This is a genomic window from Embleya sp. NPDC008237 (genome assembly GCF_042956465.1).
In the GTDB taxonomy this organism is placed as follows: Bacteria; Actinomycetota; Actinomycetes; order Streptomycetales; family Streptomycetaceae; genus Embleya.
Genome location: NZ_JBIBGL010000006.1, coordinates 38,736 through 56,299, shown reverse-complemented (window position 1 = coordinate 56,299; position 17,564 = coordinate 38,736). Strand labels below are relative to the sequence as shown.

The following is a 17,564-nucleotide window of genomic DNA, read 5'->3' as shown; positions in this document are numbered from 1 at the left end:
TCTCTCCTCGTCATCCGACGACGACCGCGCTACGTCGGTCGTCGACTCGTGGATCGTCGGGCGAACGTTCACGCGCGGGCCGGCTCACCGGGCACCGGCCCACCGGCCCCGACCAGCACCTGGCCCAGCGCCAGCCCGCCGTCGTTCGGCGGCACCCGGCGATGGCGCAGCACGGTGAAATCCCGTTCGCGCAACGCCCGTCCGCAACCCGAGGACAGGATCGCGTTGGCGAACACGCCGCCGGTGAGCACGACCGGCGTGGGCCCGAACCGCTCCCGCGCGTGTTCGGCCACCGCGACCACCAGGTCGACGACCGCGTGGTGAAAGCGCGCCGCGAGCAGTTCCGGCTCGCTCCCGGCTCGCAGGTCGGCGATCGCCGCCGCGAACACCGGACCCGGGTCGGCGATCAGCGGATCGTCGTCGCCGTCCCCCGGGAGCAGCCCGAACGTGTACCCGGGAACCGGCCCGGAGCGCCGAACGGCCGCCCCCTCCAGCTCGATCGCCGCCTGCGCCTCGTAACCGGCCACGTGACAGACGCCGATCAGCGACGCGTACGCGTCGAAGAGCCGCCCCATGCTGGAGGTGGGCACGCAGTTCAGGTCGCGTTCGAGCTGGCGCGCCAACACCCGGCGTTCCTCGTCCGATCCGGCCTGCACGCACGGCAGGTCGTCCGCCCACTCGATGCCGGCGGCGTGCAGGTGGGCCAGTGCCATCCGATACGGGCGGGCCACCGCCGCGTCGCCCCCGGCCAGCGGCGCGTAGCGCAGGTGCGCCACCCGTCGGTAGCCGGCGTAGTCGGCGAGCAGGAACTCCCCGCCCCAGACCGCGCCGTCGTCCCCGTAGCCGGTCCCGTCGAACGCGACGCCCAGCACCGGCGCGGTGCCGTCCGATCCGTGTTCGGCCATCGCGGCGGCGATGTGCGCGTGGTGGTGCTGGACCAGCCGCACGGGCCGCCGGGCCGCGGTGCGCCGAGCCCAGCCGGTGGACCGGTAGCCCGGGTGGCGATCGGCGACCAGCACTTCGGGCCGCACGCCGGTGACCGTGCCCAGGTGCTCCGTCGCGTGCTCGAACGCACGTTGCGTGGCCAGGTCGTCCATGTCGCCGACATGCCCGGACAACCACGCCTCGTGGCCCTCGGCCAGCGCGAACGTGTTCTTCAGGTCCCCGCCGACGGCGAGTGTCGCGGGCACCGACACCGGCAGCCGGATCGGCAGCGGAGCCCAACCCCGGGAGCGCCGGACGAACAGCGGTTCGCCGTCCACGACCCGCACCACCGAGTCGTCCAGCGGCACCCGGATCGCCCGATCGTGGGTGAGCCAGCCGTCGGCGAGCGGCGCGAGCCGGGTCAACGCCTCGGCGTCGTCGGTCACGATCGGCTCGCCGGCCGCGTTGCCGCTGGTGAGCACGAGCAGGCGCGGCCCGGGCCGATCGTCGAGCAACCCCAGGAGCAGGTGGTGCACGGGCGTGTACGGCAACATGAAGCCCAGGTCGGGGCAGCGCGGGGCGATCGCCTCCGGCAGCGCGGACCGGGCGGCCCGGCGGCGCCGCAGCAGCACGATCGGTCGGGCGGCGCCGGTGAGCAACTCCCGCTCCGCGTCCCCGATCGCGGCATGCGGCTCGATCTCGGCGAGGGTACGGGCCAGCAGCGCGAACGGTTTGTCACCGCGCCCCTTGCGCTCGCGCAGCCGCAGTACCGCGTCCTCGTCGGCCGCGTCGCAGGCCAGGTGGTAGCCGCCGATGCCCTTGACCGCCAGGATCGCCCCCTCCGCGAGCATCCGGCGGGCCTCGTCCAGCGTGCCGAAGCCGATCGGCGCCCCGTCCGCGCCGACCAGGGTAAGCCGGGGTCCGCAGGCGTGGCACGCGATGGGTTGTGCGTGGAAGCGCCGGTTGCTCGGATCGGTGTACTCCCGGGTGCAGTCCGCGCACATCGGGAAATCGGCCATGGTGGTGTGCGCGCGGTCGTAGGGCAGTGCGGTGACGATGGTGAAGCGTGGGCCGCAGTCGGTGCACGTGATGAACGGATGCAGGTGCCGGCGATCGGTGGGGTCCGCCAGCTCGGCCAGGCAGGGCGCGCACGTGGCGACGTCCGGTGGGATCTGCGTACGCTGCCCGGCGCCCGGCTCCGGCGGTGTGGAGGCCACGATCGCGAATCCGGTGTCGCCGCCGATCTCGAGTTCCTCGTGGGTGATCGAGTCGACCGAGGCCAGGGCGGGCGCGTCGGTGTCGATCCGGCGGCAGAAGGCGGCCACCTCGGTCGACCGGCCCTCGATCTCCACCAGCACGCCCGCACCGGTGTTGGTGACATGGCCGGCCAGACCCAGCTCGGTGGCCAACGTGTAGACGAACGGTCGGAATCCCACGCCCTGCACGGTGCCCCGCACGGTGATCCGGCGCCGCTGTGCGACGTCGGCCTGCCCCTCGGCGGTCAAGACGGCTCCCCCGCCGGCGCGGGCCACCGGTCGAACCCGTGGTCGTCCTCGTGTGCGTGAGCGAGGTGCTCGTGCCCCTGCCCGTACTCGTGCTGGTGCGGGTGCGGGTGCGGGTGGGCGTGATCGTGCCCGTTTCGGTGGCCGTGGTCCGGCGATCCGCCCGAGTGCCCGTGCCCGTGCCCGTGCCCGTGCTCGTGTCCGTGCCCGTTCGCCGCGTGCCGCGCCATGACCGGCGTGTGCACCGAGCCCCCGTCGAGCACCGCGAGTGCCCGTGCCAGCAGATCGCCCACACCACGACCGGTCCTGGCCGACGTGAACAGCACCTCGACCCCGGGGTTGACCCGCCGGACGTTCGCCAGGAACGCGGGTTCGTCGAACTCCACCGCCTCGGCGAGGTCGGTCTTGGTCAGCACCACCAGGTTCGCCAGGCCGAACGCGGACGGATACTTGAGCGGCTTGTCCTCCCCCTCGGTCACCGACGCGAGCGCGACCCGCAGGCTCTCGCCCAGGTCGTAGGAGGCCGGGCAGACCAGGTTGCCGACGTTCTCCACGAACAACAGCCGGGTCCGTGTCGGCAGCCAGCCGGTGAGCTGCCCGCGCACCATCGCGGCCTCCAGGTGGCACAACCCGTCGGTGAGGACCTGCTTGACCGGCGCGCCGGCCCGGGCCAGCCGCGTGGCGTCGTTGTCGGTGGCCAGGTCGGCGGTCAACGCCGCGACCGGCACGCCGCGTTCGCCGGCCAGGCGCAGTTCGGCCTCCAGCAGCGCGGTCTTGCCGCTGCCGGGGCTGGACAGCAGGTTGATCGCGATCACCCCGCGTGCGGCCAGTTCGGCGCGCAGGTCGCTCGCGCCGCGATCGTTGTGGGCGAGTACGGCCTGCCGCAACTCGTCGACTCGGCACATGACGGATCAACCCTCCTGAATGGCCTCGGCGTATCCGACGTCCTCGACCGGGTCGGCCCAGCACACGTCGAGGATCTGCAACTCGCGTCCGCACAGCAGTTCGGCTGTCGCTCCCGCGCACTTCGGACAGCACAGATCCGGCGGCACGCCCACCGCCCACTCCACGGCGCACGCCGCGCAGCGGGCCCGGCCGACGACGGTCTCCATCACCAACTCGGCATCGCACAGCACCGTTTCGGCGCGCGCGACCTCGAAGGCGAAGGCCAGTGCGTCGGGGACCACACCGGCGAGTTCCCCCACCCGCAGCCGCACGCTCAACGCCGCGCGCTCGCCGGTGCGCGCGGCCGCCGCCTCGACCTGTTCGACGACGGCCATCGCAATCGACATCTCGTGCATCGGCCCTCCGCCGGTTCGCCGGTCCCACGCCTCGATCCACCGGCTCGGCCGGCCGAGCCCGAGGCTCCATTACAGGCTCGGCCGGCGATGTGTCCCGGCACCCACGCCGTGGCCGACGCCCGACGTACCCCATTCGCCGCAACCCGGTGGGCCCCGGCCGGGCACCGCGCGGGCCGGCCTACATGGCGCGCATCCGCAGATAGCGCTGGATGTCGGCCCGATTCACGAGCACGACCAGCCCCGCCAGGAGCACTCCGCCGATCAGGATCCTTCGCATGCCGGCACCTCTTCGGAATCGGAACCGCGCACCGCGTCCACGGCGGCGGGTCGTGCATCGACCGGGCCCGGCGCGTCCGAGGCACCGACTCGCCCGTCGACCGTTTGTTCGGTTGCCCGCCCGGCTGGGCGGTCGGTCTGGCGCGCGACCGGTGCCTGGTGCCGCAGCACCCGCAGGATCAGCGCGACCGCCTCGTCCACGGCGGCCGCCACGGGCGGACTGAGCCCCACCCGCTCGTCCAGGTCGGCCGGTTCGCAGCCGACCACCAGCACCCGGCGCGGCGGTGTGCCGCCGGTGCCCGCGCTCAGCGTGCCCAGCAGGGCGAGCACCGCGTCGGGCCCCATCCGGTGGCCGTCCAGCAGCGCCGAATCGGGCTCCACCGAGCCCGGTACGGCGGCCTCGATCAGGTAGACCGTGCCCGGTTCGCCGCCGCGTGCGGTGGCATCCACCAGGATCAACGTGTCGTAGCCTTCCAGGAGTTGGTAGGCCAGATGCACACCGCGCACCCCGAAGTCGACCACCTCGGCACCGGCCGGCAGCGAGTGTGCGGCGATCCTGCCGACCGTCTCCACCCCGAATCCGTCGTCGCCGAGGAAGATGTTGCCGACCCCGGCGACGAGCACGCGCTCGACGCCGTCGGTCGGCAGGCCGCGGCCGGTCATTCGTCCTCCGCGAGGGTGAGTTCGTCGGGTCGGAAGTACAGGAACCGGCCCTGTGCCCGCCGGATGTCCGCGCCGGGGTCGTCCGCCACGGTCACCGCGACATGCACTTCGCCGTCGACGTCGTGCAACACCGCCTCGACCACCGCGTCCCGGCCGTGCAGGAACAGGTCCTGGGCATCGGTACGGCGCAATCCCGGCCGCAATCGCACCCGGCTGCCCGCCCCGATCGAACGCCCGTCCACCGGAACCCGATCCGAACCGGGATCGAACCCCGCGTCGCTCGCCGGATCCCACCAGGGCCGCTCGCCGCCCGACCCGAACGGATCGGCCGCGCCGGGTTCGACCAGGGTCGTCGGCGCACTCGGTCCGCTGCTCCCGCGCAGCGTGCGCACCGCGCCGTGCAGCCGGTCCCACACCTCCGGGGGCAGCGAGTCGACCAGATCCACGGCGGCGCCCGCGCGAATGTCGGTGCCGCGCGCCTCGCGCTTCTCCCGCTCGGTCAGCGCCGACGTGCGCAGCGCGAGAATCTCGTCGATCTCGGTCGCGTCGTAGAGCGCGCCCGGGCTCTCCGGAGCCACCTGCGGGTGATCCTCCAGGATGATCGGCGAGGACAACACCACGTCGTCCCGCTCCCCGACCAGCACCGGCCAGGTCCGCAGATTGACACACGACGCCACGGCGGCGCCCGCCCACTCCGGCGGATCGGTCATCGACAGGAACGACCCGGCGTCCACCCCGAGCAGCACGTGCGCCGACACCAGCGCGTACGGCAGCGCCGCGTCCCGGTCGGCGCCCGGATCCGGCGTCCATCCGGCGGTGTTCGCCACCTCGACGGTGAGTTTGAGGGTGCGGTACGGGCCGGGGATCTCGGCGGTCCGCAGCCGGATCACGCCCTCCGCCCGGGCCCGCCTGCGGACCAACCGGCCGAGCACCCGGCCGTCGAGCTCGACCGCCTCGCTCTCCTCGCGCTCGGCCCGCTCGAACGGCACGATCAGCCCGTCACCGGCCAAGTCGACTACGGGCACCGCGAGTTCGACCCGCTCCTCGACGCCCTCGTCCCACGGCACGAGCACCCGATCGGGCAGCTCCAACGCGTCCACATCGGTGAATCCCCCGTCGGGGCCCACCTGTTGCACCGTGCGTCGTTGCGCATGCAGGAAGCGCAACTCGACCGAGAGGTTCGCACCGTCCCGCGGTTCGATCAGGCACTCGGTCCGCTGGTCGTGGTGTTCGCCGCTGCCCTGCCCCCAGGCCGGGGGCACCAGGACGCCGAACTGCCAGCGCATCCGGTTCTTGGCAGCCGAGGCCCGGTACGGGTAGAGCACGTAGCCCTCGAACAGTACGGCGTCGGCGATCTGCCGAGCGGCGGCGAACCGCTCCTCGGTGGCGAGCCCGGACGGTGTCATCGCACGATCTCCTCGGTGTCGCCGCCGCGATCCGGCGCGCGGTGGCGGCCGGCCGCGACGCCGAGGATGCGCGCGGCCGCGGAGTCGGGTTCGGCCGCCGCCAACAGGGCCTGCATCGTGGCCTCCCAGGAGGGCAGCGCATGCCGGGAACGGTAGGCGAGCAACGCGTCCATGCTCTCGCGCGGCAGGCGCAGCCAGCCGCAGCCGGGGAAGTGCTGCTCGATCATCTCCCGCCACACGGCCACCGGCATGCGGCACGCGGCCTCCTTGTGCCAGGGCACCGGTTCGACCCGGAATCCGCCGGGGCCGATGAACGCGGTTCCGGAGAAGAGCATCAGCAGCGGCGCCTCGCCCTCGCCCAGGGCGTGGAAGTAGCGGGAGGAGGCGATGTCCATGTCGTAGGTGCACGGAACCACCAGGTCGACCTCGGTCTCCCCGGTGAAGCCCGGCACGGTCAACGCGACCTGGGCGAACCGGATCGGGTGCAGCGTGCTGCCCCAGCGGGATCGTTCGCCGAACAGCACGTCCAGCCGGTCGCCCTCGGCCGCGCCGTAGCGCCGCCGGGCCGGCTCGATCCGCAGTTGCACGTGCAGCGCGAGCGCGTGCACCCGGGCCTGCTCGGCGGCGGTGATCCGCAACCGGAAGACCAGGGTGGGGCCCGCCGCGTAGCCGTCCGCTCGCACCCCGACGCAGGAGAAGTCCAACTCGGTCACGGCCGTTCGTCCCTTCCGGGCACGCGAGCCCGCGAGCGCACGTCGGCGAAGAACGCGGCCAGGTCGGCGCGCGCCTCGGCACCGCCGTCGAAGCCCTGCCAGTGCAGTCGCATCCGGCCCACCAGCGCGTAGCAGACGTCGACCGGGACCAGGAAACACTCGCTCGCCCCGTCGGTGCGCCGCACCAGCAGCGCCTCGACGTCGGCCTGCAGCAGTCGGGCGAGCCGACTCTCGCCGAGCACTGCCTGCCACAGCTGCGGATCCAGGTCGCTTTCGGTGGCGCCGGCCGGGCTGGGGTAGAAGGCGATCAGCCGGTCCGCCGCGGCGTTGCGCAGGAAGAACGCCATGCCGACCGGGATCTGCAGGGCCTCCCACGCACCGTCGTCCAGGCTGTGTTCGGGGTCGACGAGGTAGCGCTCGGGCACGGCCCGATAGCGACCGCCGGCCGCACCGCGCTGCTCGAACAACATGGCGCAGCCGCGGCACGCGCAGGCCAGGACCCGGGCGTCGGTGTCGACGAGGTGGCGGTGTCCCGGGCCGACCTCCTGGGCGCACAACTCGCAGCGTTCCGGCTGTGGTCCGGCCGGCCGGCGGAATCGGCGCAGCCCGTCCGCCGGCCGCATACGCGTGGGGGGTGGCGCGCTCACCGCGCGGCCCGAGCCGGGTCGGCCGGTCGCACGCCGATCTGGAGCAGCGCGGGTTCCGCGGGCGCGGCCGGGGCCTCCTCGATCTCGACGCGCTCGATCTCGGGTGCGTAGCCCGCGAGGATCCCCTCGATGGCCTCCCGCGCACCGTCGGTGCCCGTGCTCGTGCTCGCGCATCCGCAGCCGCCGCTCGCGGCGGTGATCCGCAGTCGTACGCTCCGGGCGTGCTCGTCGTAGTCGAGCAGTTCGGCGCGGTGTTCCGGGTGGGCCGCGAGACCGCGGGCGACCCGGGTGGGCACGTCGTCCGGATGCAGGTCGTGCAGGACCAGCAGCCCGGTGACCAGTTCGTCGTCGAGCACGGCGCGCCGGTCCGCATCGGCGTCGCGCAACAGCGCGGCCAGGCGGGCCAGGCCCGCGCCGTAGAAGTCCATCAGGGCGCGTACCAGTTCCTCGGCGGCGGCCCGGCCGGCCGGGTCGCCGCTCTCGGCCAGGCGGGTGAGGATCTCCTCGACCCGCAGTCCGGTCTGTTCGGCGTTCATCCGCTCAGCCCGCTCAGACCGGTGGGCACGTGCAGCTTCTGTAGGGTCTTGCCGTCGCCGAGGTACATGTGCACGCCGCACGGCAGGCAGGGGTCGAAGCTGCGCACGGCCCGCATGATGTCGATGCCCTTGAAGTTCTCCGGGGAGTTCTCCTCGAAGATCGGCGTGTTCTGCACCGCGTCCTCGTAGGGCCCGGGGGTGCCCAGGGTGTCGCGGACGCTGGCGTTCCACGGAGTGGGCGGGTACGGGTGATAGTTGGCGATCTTCCCGTCCCGGATCACCATGTGGTGCGAGAGCACGCCGCGCACGGCCTCGGTGAAGCCGACGCCGACCGCCTCGTCGGGCACCTCGAACTTCTCCCAGGTCTTGGTCCGGCCCGAACGCACCTCGTCGAGTGCCTTCTCGGCGAAGTGCACCGCCATGGCGGCCATGTACGCCTGGAAGTAGGTGCGGGCGCGGTTGCGCTCCAGGGCGTTGCTCCACTGCGGGATCTTCCACTCGAAGGTGGTCTCCGGCTTGGTCATCGACTTGGGCAGGTTGATCACCACGCTGTGCCCGGTGGCTTTGACGAAGCCGGTGTCGACCAGTCCGTTGAGCGCGGTGGACCACAGCCGGGCGAGCGGGCCGCCGCCGGTGTCCAGGGCCAGATAGTCGGTGCCGTCGAACCAGCGCGGCGACATCACCCAGCTGTAGTTGTTCTCGAAGTCCCGCTTCTGCGGTGCGGGGATGGTGTGCTGATTCCACGGGTGGCGCGGGTCGACCGGGTTGCCCAGCGGGTCGTGCGTGACGAACTGCTCCTGGCCCTCCCAGTCCTGGTAGTAGGAGCTGCCGAGCAGGATCCGGATGCCCAGGTTGATCTCGGTCAGGTCGTTGGTGATCAGTTTGCCGTCCACCACGATGCCGGGGCTGACGTACATCCGCCGGCCCCAGTCGGTCATGTTGCGATAGGTGAAGTCGCAGTGGTCGGGGTCGTTGAGCGCGCCCCAGCAGCCGAGCAACACCCGCCGTCGGCCGACCTCTTCGTAGCCCGGCAGGGCCGTGTAGAAGAAGTCGAAGAGGTCGTCGTGCAGCGGCACCACGCGCTTCATGAACTCGACGTAGCGCATCAGTCGGGACAGGTAGTCGGTGAACAACTGAACCGAGGCGACCGTGCCGACGCCGCCCGGGTAGAGCGTGGAGGGGTGCACGTGCCGGCCCTCCATCAGGCAGAACATCTCCCGGGTGTAGCGGCTGACCGCCAGCGCCTCGCGGTAGAACTCACCCTCGATCGGGTTGAGCGAGCGCATGATGTCGGCGATGGTGCGGTAGCCATGTTCCGCGGCATGCGGGGCCTCGGTGCGTTCGGCCAGATCCAGCACGCCGGGGTTGGTCTCGCGGACCATGCGCTCGCAGTAGTCCACCCCGACCAGGTTCTCCTGGAAGATGTTGTGGTCGAACATGTACTCGGCGGCCTCACCGAGGTTGATGATCCACTCGGCCAGGTGCGGCGGCTTGACGCCGTAGGCCATGTTCTGCGCGTAGACCGAGCAGGTGGCGTGGTTGTCGCCGCAGATACCGCAGATCCGGCTGGTGATGAAGTGCGCGTCGCGGGGGTCCTTGCCGCGCATGAACACGCTGTAGCCGCGGAAGACCGACGAGGTGCTGTAGCACTCGGCGACCCGCTTCTGCTTGAAGTCGATCTTGGTGTGGATGCCCAGGCTGCCCACGATCCGGGTGATCGGATCCCAGGACATCTCGGTGAGGCCGCTGCCGTCGCCGGCCACTTTGGTCGAGGGTGCCATCGTGTGTCGTGCCCTTCTGCGGTGTGGGACGGGACGGCGGCACGCTCGGGGTCGGCCGCGGGGTCGAGGACTGCGCGCGGCTCACCAGGGCGGGCGGTAGCCGGTGGTCAGCTTGCGGTCGGAGTGGCGCCACTTGGGTTCCTTGTCCACGGTCTGCGCGGTGATCGAGCGCAGTTTGCGGATCAGCAGGCCGTACGCGCCGCTGGCGGTCGCGGAGACCTTGCTGCCGGGCGGTTCGTCCATGAACGGCATGAACTTGTCCGGGAAGCCGGGCATCGTGCAGGCGATGCAGATCCCGCCGACGTTCGGACAACCGCCGACGCCGTTGATCCAACCGCGCTTGGGCACGTTGCACTTGACCACCGGACCCCAGCAGCCCAGCTTCACCAGGCACAGCGGCGAGCCGTACTCGTCGGCGAACTGGCCCTGTTCGTAGTAGCCGCCGCGGTCGCAGCCCTCGTGCACGGTGGCGCCGAACAGCCAGGTCGGGCGCAGTTTGTCGTCCAACGGGATCATCGGCGCGGACCCGGCGAGCTGGTAGAGCAGGTAGGTCAGCGTCTCGGCGAAGTTGTCCGGCTGGATGGGGCACCCGGGCACGCAGACGATCGGCAGGCCCGCCTTGGAGGTCCAGTCCCAGCCCAGGTAGTCGGGCACGCCCATGGCGCCGGTCGGGTTGCCGGCCATCGCGTGGATGCCGCCGTACGTGGCGCACGTGCCGATCGCCACCACGCCGGTGGCCTTGGGCGCGAGCCGGTCCAGCCATTCGCTCGTGGTGATCGGTTGGCCGGTGGTGGGGTCGTCGCCGAATCCGCACCAGTAACCCTCGGGCTTGATCGACTCGTTCGGGATGGATCCCTCGATCACCAGGACGAAGGGGTCGAGTTCGCCGCGTTCGGCCTTGAAGAACCATTCGATGAAGGTGTCCGCGCCCCCGACCGGGCCGCACTCGAAATCGATCAGCGGCCAGTGCACGGCGATCGGGGGCAGTCCGGGCAGCGCGCCGGTGACGATCTCCTCGATCGACGGCTGCATCGCGGCGGTCAGGGCGACGGAGTCGCCGTCGCAGCTCAGACCGGCATTGATCCACAGGATATGGATCGGGGACGGTGAGTCGGCCGGCGTGGCGGCGGTCGCACTCTCGGCGGTGTTCTCGGACGTGGCGCGCATGACGACGCCTCCTCGAAAGGTTATGAGTCAGACATAACGGACTCCTGAACCTTCCTATCAGTCCACCACGTGACGCGCCTCACACCCGGGCCATCCGGGCGAGTCGCGACACGCCGATTCCGCGGCGGCGCCGAGACCGGCCGGCCGCCGCGGCACCGGTCCGCGTCAGGAGGCCGGCGGTGCGGGCGCGACCCGGGTGGGGGTCGCGGCGGCTGCCGGGCCGTAGCGGGCCAGGAACATGTCCACACCGCCCGTGATCAGCCGCCGGGTCAGATCGGCGTCGGGGACCGCACCCGACGAGCCGTAGGCGATGTGCGGCATCAGGACCAGGCCGGAGAGTTGGATCGCAGCCAACGGCACGTCGTCGATCGCGAGTTCGCCGCGCTCGACGAGTTCCGCGAGCGCCGTGCGGACCACCACGTGGAAGCGGTCCGGTCCCAGCTCGCGCCAGGTGCGCCCCAGGTCCGGCAGCCGCGGCATCGAGCCCATCACCACGTTGTGCAGGGTGAGCACCTCCGGCGTGGCATGCCCCGCCACCCACGCCTCGCAGATCGCCGTCAGGTCGGCCCGCACGTCCGTCGAGGAGCCCAGCCGCTCCTCGATCAGGCGGGTGGACTCGGCGAGCGCCCGGTCCAGGATCTCGCCGACGATGGCCGTGAACAGGGCTTCCTTGCTGCCGAAGTGGTTGTAGACGGTCACCTTCGCGACGCCCGCCTCGGCGGCGATGGTGTCCATGCCCACCTGGTAGCCCTCGCGCAGGAAGGCCTGCGTGGCCGCCTCCAGGATCGCCTTGCGCTTGCGCGCCGCGCGGTCGCCGGAAGGGATGCGCTTGGGGGTCTGCTCCGCTGCCCACACAGTCGTGTCTCCGTTCGTCGAGCGCAGTCTAACCAAGGTGAACCGAACCGGTGAGTTCATCCGAACTGCACTGTTGAGTTCAACTGAACTGCACTGTATGGTTTGGCCATCGAAGCGGGCCTTTTCCGGGAGGGGATCAGCACATGAAGCGCTCGAAGCACCTGAAACGCATTGCGGACATACAGCACATGGAGCACAAGACGCACGAGCAGGCCGTGCGCTCGGCGCGACCGGGGGCGGCATTCGCGCTGCTCGCCGCGGTGCAGGCGATCCTCAACACGTCGGTCACCATCACCTCGGCCGCGGGGCCCGACATCGCCGCCGACCTCGACCTCGGCGCATCGGGCCTGATCTGGGCCGGCGCCGCGTACACCCTGGCGTTCAGCGGCCTACTGCTGCTCGGTGGCCGGGTGGCCGACCTGCGCGGACGGCGGGCCGGCTTCCGGATCGGCACCGCGGTGTTCGCCGCCGCGTCCCTGGCCGGCGCCCTCGTACCGGGCGGTGGATGGCTGATCGCGGCCCGACTCGCCCAGGGCGCCGGCGCCGCACTCGCCGCACCGGCCGCGATGGCGCTGGTCGGTGACGTGTTCCCGGCCGATGCCGCCCGTCGGCGGGCGATGGCCGCGTGGGGCGGGCTCTCCGGGGTCGGTGCGGCGCTGGGCATGCAACTCGGCGGCGCGACCGCGACCTGGGCGTCCTGGCGATGGTCGTTCGCGGTGCTCGCGCTGGTCGGCCTCGCCGTCGCCGTGCTCGCCGGCCGCCATCTGCCGTCCGGCCCGGCCCGGGTCCCCGGCCGGGTGGACGTACTCGGCGCCGCTCTGGTCACCGGCGGCGTCGCGGTGCTCAGCCTGGGGCTGGTTGCAGTGGGCACCCACGGCTGGCTCGCCCCGGAGGTACTGCTGCCGCTGGTCGTGGGGCTGCTGCTGCTGGCGGCCTTCGGCGTGGCCGAGAACCGGGTCGCGGCGCCGCTCGTGCCGCTGCCGTTCCTCGCCTCCCGTCGACGCGTGGCCGCGCTCGCCACAGGCATGCTCGCGCCGATCGCCGGGTCGACGGCCGCGTTCTTGATGTCGCTGTACTTCCAGCGGGTGCTGGAGTGGTCCGCGCTGCGCTCGGCGATGGGCTTCGTCCCGTACACGCTGATGCTGATCGCGGTCAGCGCCGGCAGTGTGCCGATCGTGGCCCGGCTGGGCGTGCGGTGGACGGCCGCACTGGGGCTGGTCACGATGGCCGGCGCCTTCCTGCTGTTCTCCCGGATCGGCCCGGACGCGGCCTACCCGGGAGCACCGCTCGCGGGCATGCTCACCCTGCCGATCGGCATCGGCCTGACCGCCGCAGCGGCGGTGGTCGCCGCCACCCGCGGCGTACCGCCCGCCCAGGCCGCGCTCGCCGGCGGCGCGTTCAACACCACGATGCTGCTCGGCCCCACCGTCGGCATGGCCCTGTTCGCCTCGCTCGCCGACGCGCACACCGGCACCGGCCCCTCCCCCGAACAGGCGGCCACCGACGGCTACACGTTCGCCTTCCGGGCCGCGGCGGCGCTGTTCGCCCTCGCCGCGCTCGCCGCGGTGAGCCTGCGGGCCCGCCGTACGCCCCATCCGCGACCCGTCCGGGTCTGAGCCCGACCGTGCCGCCACCCCACCCGAACCACCGCTCCACCCATCGAAGGAGTTCACCGATCATGACCACGACGACCTGGGTCGCGGGCTTCCGCTCCGCCGTGCTCGACCCGAACGAGAGCATCCTGATCCAGCCCTCGCGGGGCTTCCGCGACCAGACGGTGCGGCAGATCCTGCACCTGGACGGCGGCGGTACCACGCTGCGGGTGCTGCTCAGCAACGAATACGGCAAGGAACCGCTCGTCATCGGCGCCGCCCGGGTGGCCGTCGGCACCGGCGAGGGCACGATCGACCCCGCGACGGACACCGTGCTGCGCTTCGGCGGCGCGGCCGAGGTGACCATCCCCGTCGGCGGATACCGCCGGAGCGACCCGGTGGAGTTGGCCGTGCAGGCCGGGACCGACCTGGCGCTGACCCTGTACCTGCCCGGGGACACCGGCCTCGCCACCTACTCCGCCACCCCGTCGCAACTCGCCTACGTGCTACCGGGCAACGCCGTCTCGGCGAGCTTCGTGGGCGCGGAGGAGGCGGACAACCGCTACTTCGTCGCCGGAGTGGACGTACTGGCTCCCGAAGGCACCGCGATCGCCGTGGCGTTCGGCGACTCCTGGTTCGAGGGCGGGGGCACCTCCACCGGTGCCAACCTGCGCTTTCCCGACCAGTTGAACCGGCGACTGCACCGGGGTTGGGTGGTCAACCAGGGTATCGGCGGCAACCGATTGCTGACCGACGAGGTCGGCCTGCGCGGTCTCGCCCGCTTCGACCGCGACGTGCTCACCGTGCCCGGGGCCACCCACGTGCTCTTCCACTTCGGCCTCAACGACCTGGGCCTGCCGGGCATGTCCGGCGAACCACCGGCCACGGCGGAGGATCTGATCGCCGGATTCACCACGCTGGCCGCTCGGGCCAGGGCGGCGGGGCTGACCGGCATCGGGATGACCATGGGCCCCTACGCCGGCACCATCTATCCCGGCATCGACAGCGCGCAGGGGCGGGTGATCCGCCGTCGGGTCAACGACTGGATCCGCACCGCGGCGGTCTTCGACGCGGTCGTGGACGTCGCGGCGGCGGTTCAGGACCCCGACGAGCCGGATCGCATCCGGCCCGACCTGGACAGCGGCGACCACCTGCACCTCAACGACGCGGGCGCACGGGCGATGGCCGAGGCCGTGGACCTGTCGTACCTGCGACTGTGACGGCACCACCGGACCCGTCGGAGCGGGCACCGGGTCGTCCCGGACACGGCTCCGGGCACCCGACGGGAACTCGGCCCTCACCTTCCGTGGCGGGACGGCAGGTATCCACCCCACACGGCCCGACGGGCGCCCGACCCTCGCGTCCCGCGACGCGGCGGCGGGCGCCCGTCGCGTGTTTCCCGGCGGCGAACGCCGGGCACTCGCCGTGCCGTTCAGCAGCGATACGGCGCCGCCGGGCTCACCGCGGCCCGGTCCCTCGGGTCCAGGGACATCGTCGCTTCCAGCAGTGCCTCCAGGTCGGGGTCCGGCCACGGGCGCACGGCGGCCAGCGGGGGGCGATGCCGGCCGGTGGCGATGTCCTCCAGGATGTCGGCGGCGCCGATCCGCCCCCCGATCGCCCGGTCCGTCGCCGGCGCGCTGCCGGTCCACGCCGCCCGGAACGAGGCGCCCAGGCTGTACACCTCGGCGGCGTCGGTGAGGCTCACGTGGTGTCCGGGCCCGGTGTCCAGGAGTTGCCGGGCGACCTCGGGGGCCGTGGTCAGGTCCATCCCGCCCCGATAGGGAAGCGGCAGCGGAAGCAGATCCCGATGATGGGTCAGGTCGTGGTCGATGAACTCGATCCCGTCGCCCGGGGTGACCAGGATGTTCATCGGCTGGATGTCCCCGTGGTGCCAGCCCACCGCGTGCAGCCGCGCCAGCGCCGCGAACGCCCGCCGGGCCAGCGCGGGCAATCGGTCCGCGGGGCCGGGACCGGTACGGCGGGCCGATTCGCACCAGCGCCACAGGGTCACCCCCTGACGCCACTCCACCGCCGTCCACACGCCGTCGCCGACGTGTCCGTGTGTGCCGCCGACCGGATACAGGCCCTGTTCGCGAAGTATGGTCAACGCACGGGCCTCGTGGTGCAGCGAGACGGCGTCGGCCGGCCCCTCCGCGGTCTTGATCCGCCACCCGCCCGCCCGCCAGGCGTGGGTGTGATGCGAGGTCAGCGGGCGTGGCCGGTCGGCGATGCCGAGAGTCTCCAACGCGGCGGCGAGCAGCGGATCCATCGTCACATTCTCCCGGACGCGCAGGACAAGATCGTCCTGCGCCGGGCCGGTCCCCGGGAGAGAATTCGGGCGAGTTGCGCCGAGATCGGCAGGCCGGTCGCACTCTCGATCCAGCCGAACTCGCCCACGCAGTTGGTCTCCAGGTAGGTCCAGCCGGCCGAGGTGACCACGAAGTCCAGTGCGGCGTAGACCAACCCCAGGTCGCGCACGTGCTCCACGCATGCCCTCGCGATCTCCGCCGGCGGGTCGATCGCCCGGTACTCGGCCGCCTCCCGCGGAACGGCCCGCCAGTCGAGCGCGCCGTCGGTCCTGATCGCGGCGGCGAACACCCGATCGTCCACGACCGTCACCCGGGCGTCGAACAGTCGGTCCTCGACCAGGGCTTGCAGGTAGTGCAGAGTGCCGGCGATGCCCGCCAGGTCGTCCGTGAGGTGGATGCGGGTGGTCGGGATGAAGGTGGTGTGCCGCTGGGTGAGCGCCTTGACCACGACCTTGTCCCGGTGTGTGGCGATGAACGCCCGGGCGGCGTGCGGATCGCTGGTGAACAGCGTGTCGGGCACCGCGAAACCGTTGCGCGCGGCGGTCGCCAGTTGGGTGGGCTTGTGCAGTGAGGCCGCCACGACGGTGGGGTCGTCGATCCACACCTTCAGCGGGTGGGCGCGCAACAGGCCCAGCAGTGCGGTGGTGTTCTCGTCCGCACGCCAGCGCTCCTCGGCGGTGGCCAGGGTGTCCGGCCGGGTGGGCTTGCGCCAGTAGACCGCACAGCGCTCGTCCAGGGTCACCGTCGCCCGCCCCGAGGCCAGCACGGTGTGCCAGCGCCCACCGGCGAACCGACCCGTGACCAGCGGGCGTTCGCGCAGGCGGCCCGGGTCCAGCCGGAGCAGGGCCACGGGGCCGCCGAGGAGGTGCGCCGCCACCATGTCGGCGGTCAGGTCCTCCTCGGTGGCCACGATCACGACGCTCGCGTCGTGATCAGTCATCCTTCTTGTATCCCCTGGGTTCCTGCGTTCCGGTGTAGGTGCCGGAGTCGACCGCGTGGATCAGCAGCGTTCCGCCCGGGGTGACGTTGACGCACAAGTCGGGATCGTAGTGGTGCCGGGGCAGTGCGGGCGCACCTCGGGTGGGGACGGGGGCCCTGCGGCCGAGAATCAAGGGACCGGGCATGACCTCTCCTGACTGTGGGTGTCCGACGAACCCGAAACGGTGCGTCACCTTCATCAACGCCCGGATGGGGCACATCAGTTGCATCTGCTTGGCAAAAAGAGGCGGCCGACCCCCTCCCGCTTCGCCCGAGACGGTCGCTCCGAACGCGATGCGACCGCCGCGAAGGGTCCCCCGGATCCGTCCCGGACCGGGTCGGACGCGGATCGGGCCGACCTGACAGGATGGCCGGCATGCCCCTGGTGGAAGCGTCGGTCGAGGTACCCGTCGACCCGGCGACGGCGTTCGCGGTGTCGCAGACGACCGGCGCGGTGCGCAGGCGGTGGGATCCGTTCATCCGCGGGCAGCGCTTCCTGGACGGTGCCACCGAGCCGGGCAAGGGTGTGCGCACGCTCACCATTCATCGGGTCGGCTTTCGGATGATCAGCGAGTACGTCTCCTACCAGCCGCCGACCAACGTGGGCATGCGGATGGTCGAGGGGTCGTGGTTCTTCGCGAAGATGGGCGGCGGTTGGCGGTTCACCCCGGTCCCGGGCGAGCCGGGTCGCACCCGGGCGGTGTGGCGCTACAACTTCGGCTGTCGTCCGCGCTGGTTGGCGCCGGTCGCCGAGCGCATCGGGACGCTCGTACTCCGGCGTGAGATCGAGCACCGCATCGCCCGCTTCGCGCGTGCGTGTTCCGACCCGATCGTCCTGGCCGCGATCCGTGGCGGCGACGTGCCCCCGCCGGCGGGCGACGGAGCGGCGCGGGACTGAGCGCGGCGGGGCCGAG

Annotated in this window: 18 protein-coding genes; 3 read left to right on the top strand and 15 right to left on the bottom strand. The window is 72.1% G+C overall.

The window, feature by feature from the left end; translation table 11 throughout:
• Positions 1-68: 68 nt before the first annotated feature.
• The 12 genes from hypF to ACFZBU_RS17150 form a co-directional block, all read right to left on the bottom strand.
• Positions 69-2,429 (bottom strand): carbamoyltransferase HypF, encoded by a 2,361-nt coding sequence (gene hypF, locus ACFZBU_RS17205; protein WP_391584413.1) that lies wholly within the window; start codon positions 2,427-2,429, stop codon positions 69-71.
• On the bottom strand, positions 2,426-3,331 hold the full coding sequence (gene hypB / locus ACFZBU_RS17200) for a hydrogenase nickel incorporation protein HypB (RefSeq protein ID WP_391584412.1): 906 nt from the start codon (positions 3,329-3,331) through the stop codon (positions 2,426-2,428). Before hypB ends, hypF begins: the two co-directional genes overlap by 4 nt.
• A gap of 6 nt (positions 3,332-3,337) precedes the next feature.
• The gene (locus ACFZBU_RS17195) at positions 3,338-3,727 is read right to left on the bottom strand and encodes a hydrogenase maturation nickel metallochaperone HypA (RefSeq protein ID WP_391584411.1); all 390 of its coding nucleotides are present in this window, start codon (positions 3,725-3,727) and stop codon (positions 3,338-3,340) included.
• A 178-nt stretch (positions 3,728-3,905) separates the two neighbouring features.
• A complete protein-coding gene (locus tag ACFZBU_RS17190) occupies positions 3,906-4,004 on the bottom strand; it encodes a DUF6893 family small protein (RefSeq protein ID WP_391584410.1) in 99 nt (32 codons plus the stop codon).
• Positions 3,989-4,666 carry a hydrogenase maturation protease gene (locus tag ACFZBU_RS17185; RefSeq protein WP_391584409.1) on the bottom strand — a complete coding sequence of 226 codons (678 nt, stop codon included), beginning with the start codon at positions 4,664-4,666 and terminating at the stop codon, positions 3,989-3,991. Before ACFZBU_RS17185 ends, ACFZBU_RS17190 begins: the two co-directional genes overlap by 16 nt.
• Complete coding sequence (locus tag ACFZBU_RS17180) at positions 4,663-6,072, bottom strand: hypothetical protein (RefSeq protein ID WP_391584408.1); 1,410 nt, start codon at positions 6,070-6,072, stop codon at positions 4,663-4,665. Before ACFZBU_RS17180 ends, ACFZBU_RS17185 begins: the two co-directional genes overlap by 4 nt.
• Positions 6,069-6,785: a DUF6084 family protein gene (locus ACFZBU_RS17175; protein ID WP_391584407.1), complete on the bottom strand. Its 717-nt coding sequence runs from the start codon at positions 6,783-6,785 to the stop codon at positions 6,069-6,071. Before ACFZBU_RS17175 ends, ACFZBU_RS17180 begins: the two co-directional genes overlap by 4 nt.
• Positions 6,782-7,432 carry a DUF5947 family protein gene (locus ACFZBU_RS17170; RefSeq protein WP_391584406.1) on the bottom strand — a complete coding sequence of 217 codons (651 nt, stop codon included), beginning with the start codon at positions 7,430-7,432 and terminating at the stop codon, positions 6,782-6,784. The genes ACFZBU_RS17175 and ACFZBU_RS17170 overlap by 4 nt, the downstream gene beginning before the upstream one ends.
• Positions 7,429-7,968 carry a hypothetical protein gene (locus ACFZBU_RS17165; protein WP_391584405.1) on the bottom strand — a complete coding sequence of 180 codons (540 nt, stop codon included), beginning with the start codon at positions 7,966-7,968 and terminating at the stop codon, positions 7,429-7,431. Before ACFZBU_RS17165 ends, ACFZBU_RS17170 begins: the two co-directional genes overlap by 4 nt.
• Positions 7,965-9,749, bottom strand: a complete 1,785-nt coding sequence (locus ACFZBU_RS17160; protein WP_391584404.1) for a nickel-dependent hydrogenase large subunit — start codon at positions 9,747-9,749, stop codon at positions 7,965-7,967. Before ACFZBU_RS17160 ends, ACFZBU_RS17165 begins: the two co-directional genes overlap by 4 nt.
• 81 nt (positions 9,750-9,830) lie before the next feature.
• Positions 9,831-10,916, bottom strand: coding sequence for a hydrogenase expression protein HypE (locus tag ACFZBU_RS17155; protein ID WP_391584403.1), 1,086 nt, complete (start codon positions 10,914-10,916; stop codon positions 9,831-9,833).
• 165 nt (positions 10,917-11,081) lie between these two features.
• Positions 11,082-11,771 carry a TetR/AcrR family transcriptional regulator gene (locus ACFZBU_RS17150; protein ID WP_391584402.1) on the bottom strand — a complete coding sequence of 230 codons (690 nt, stop codon included), beginning with the start codon at positions 11,769-11,771 and terminating at the stop codon, positions 11,082-11,084.
• A 143-nt stretch (positions 11,772-11,914) separates the two neighbouring features.
• On the opposite strand from ACFZBU_RS17150, the gene ACFZBU_RS17145 reads away from it, so the two are divergent.
• Positions 11,915-13,387 carry an MFS transporter gene (locus ACFZBU_RS17145; RefSeq protein ID WP_391584401.1) on the top strand — a complete coding sequence of 491 codons (1,473 nt, stop codon included), beginning with the start codon at positions 11,915-11,917 and terminating at the stop codon, positions 13,385-13,387.
• A 62-nt stretch (positions 13,388-13,449) separates the two neighbouring features.
• On the top strand, positions 13,450-14,583 hold the full coding sequence (locus ACFZBU_RS17140; protein WP_391584400.1) for a GDSL-type esterase/lipase family protein: 1,134 nt from the start codon (positions 13,450-13,452) through the stop codon (positions 14,581-14,583).
• A gap of 212 nt (positions 14,584-14,795) precedes the next feature.
• Here ACFZBU_RS17140 and ACFZBU_RS17135 read toward each other — a convergent pair whose 3' ends face one another.
• The 3 genes from ACFZBU_RS17135 to ACFZBU_RS17125 are packed head-to-tail and all read right to left on the bottom strand — an operon-like array spanning position 14,796 to position 16,796.
• Entirely contained in the window at positions 14,796-15,632 is an 837-nt protein-coding gene (locus ACFZBU_RS17135) for a phosphotransferase (RefSeq protein WP_391584399.1), read from the bottom strand.
• A gap of 2 nt (positions 15,633-15,634) precedes the next feature.
• Entirely contained in the window at positions 15,635-16,612 is a 978-nt protein-coding gene (locus ACFZBU_RS17130; RefSeq protein ID WP_391584398.1) for a hypothetical protein, read from the bottom strand.
• Positions 16,605-16,796 (bottom strand): hypothetical protein, encoded by a 192-nt coding sequence (locus tag ACFZBU_RS17125; RefSeq protein ID WP_355541728.1) that lies wholly within the window; start codon positions 16,794-16,796, stop codon positions 16,605-16,607. Before ACFZBU_RS17125 ends, ACFZBU_RS17130 begins: the two co-directional genes overlap by 8 nt.
• Positions 16,797-17,026: 230 nt before the next feature.
• Between ACFZBU_RS17125 and ACFZBU_RS17120 the strand changes: the two genes are divergently transcribed.
• Positions 17,027-17,548 carry a type II toxin-antitoxin system RatA family toxin gene (locus tag ACFZBU_RS17120; RefSeq protein WP_391584397.1) on the top strand — a complete coding sequence of 174 codons (522 nt, stop codon included), beginning with the start codon at positions 17,027-17,029 and terminating at the stop codon, positions 17,546-17,548.
• Positions 17,549-17,564 lie beyond the last annotated feature (16 nt).

What these genes read in the sequence shown, in the direction of transcription:
- ACFZBU_RS17185 (WP_391584409.1), bottom strand. Translation starts at nt 4,666, where the DNA reads ATGACCGGCCGCGGCCTGCCGACCGACGGCGTCGAGCGCGTGCTCGTC.
- ACFZBU_RS17125 (WP_355541728.1), bottom strand. Translation starts at nt 16,796, where the DNA reads ATGCCCGGTCCCTTGATTCTCGGCCGCAGGGCCCCCGTCCCCACCCGA.
- ACFZBU_RS17135 (WP_391584399.1), bottom strand. Translation starts at nt 15,632, where the DNA reads ATGGATCCGCTGCTCGCCGCCGCGTTGGAGACTCTCGGCATCGCCGAC.
- ACFZBU_RS17180 (WP_391584408.1), bottom strand. Translation starts at nt 6,072, where the DNA reads ATGACACCGTCCGGGCTCGCCACCGAGGAGCGGTTCGCCGCCGCTCGG.
- ACFZBU_RS17190 (WP_391584410.1), bottom strand. Translation starts at nt 4,004, where the DNA reads ATGCGAAGGATCCTGATCGGCGGAGTGCTCCTGGCGGGGCTGGTCGTG.
- ACFZBU_RS17165 (WP_391584405.1), bottom strand. Translation starts at nt 7,968, where the DNA reads ATGAACGCCGAACAGACCGGACTGCGGGTCGAGGAGATCCTCACCCGC.
- ACFZBU_RS17155 (WP_391584403.1), bottom strand. Translation starts at nt 10,916, where the DNA reads ATGCGCGCCACGTCCGAGAACACCGCCGAGAGTGCGACCGCCGCCACG.
- ACFZBU_RS17195 (WP_391584411.1), bottom strand. Translation starts at nt 3,727, where the DNA reads ATGCACGAGATGTCGATTGCGATGGCCGTCGTCGAACAGGTCGAGGCG.
- ACFZBU_RS17120 (WP_391584397.1), top strand. Translation starts at nt 17,027, where the DNA reads ATGCCCCTGGTGGAAGCGTCGGTCGAGGTACCCGTCGACCCGGCGACG.
- ACFZBU_RS17140 (WP_391584400.1), top strand. Translation starts at nt 13,450, where the DNA reads ATGACCACGACGACCTGGGTCGCGGGCTTCCGCTCCGCCGTGCTCGAC.
- ACFZBU_RS17130 (WP_391584398.1), bottom strand. Translation starts at nt 16,612, where the DNA reads ATGACTGATCACGACGCGAGCGTCGTGATCGTGGCCACCGAGGAGGAC.
- hypB (WP_391584412.1), bottom strand. Translation starts at nt 3,331, where the DNA reads ATGTGCCGAGTCGACGAGTTGCGGCAGGCCGTACTCGCCCACAACGAT.
- ACFZBU_RS17145 (WP_391584401.1), top strand. Translation starts at nt 11,915, where the DNA reads ATGAAGCGCTCGAAGCACCTGAAACGCATTGCGGACATACAGCACATG.
- ACFZBU_RS17160 (WP_391584404.1), bottom strand. Translation starts at nt 9,749, where the DNA reads ATGGCACCCTCGACCAAAGTGGCCGGCGACGGCAGCGGCCTCACCGAG.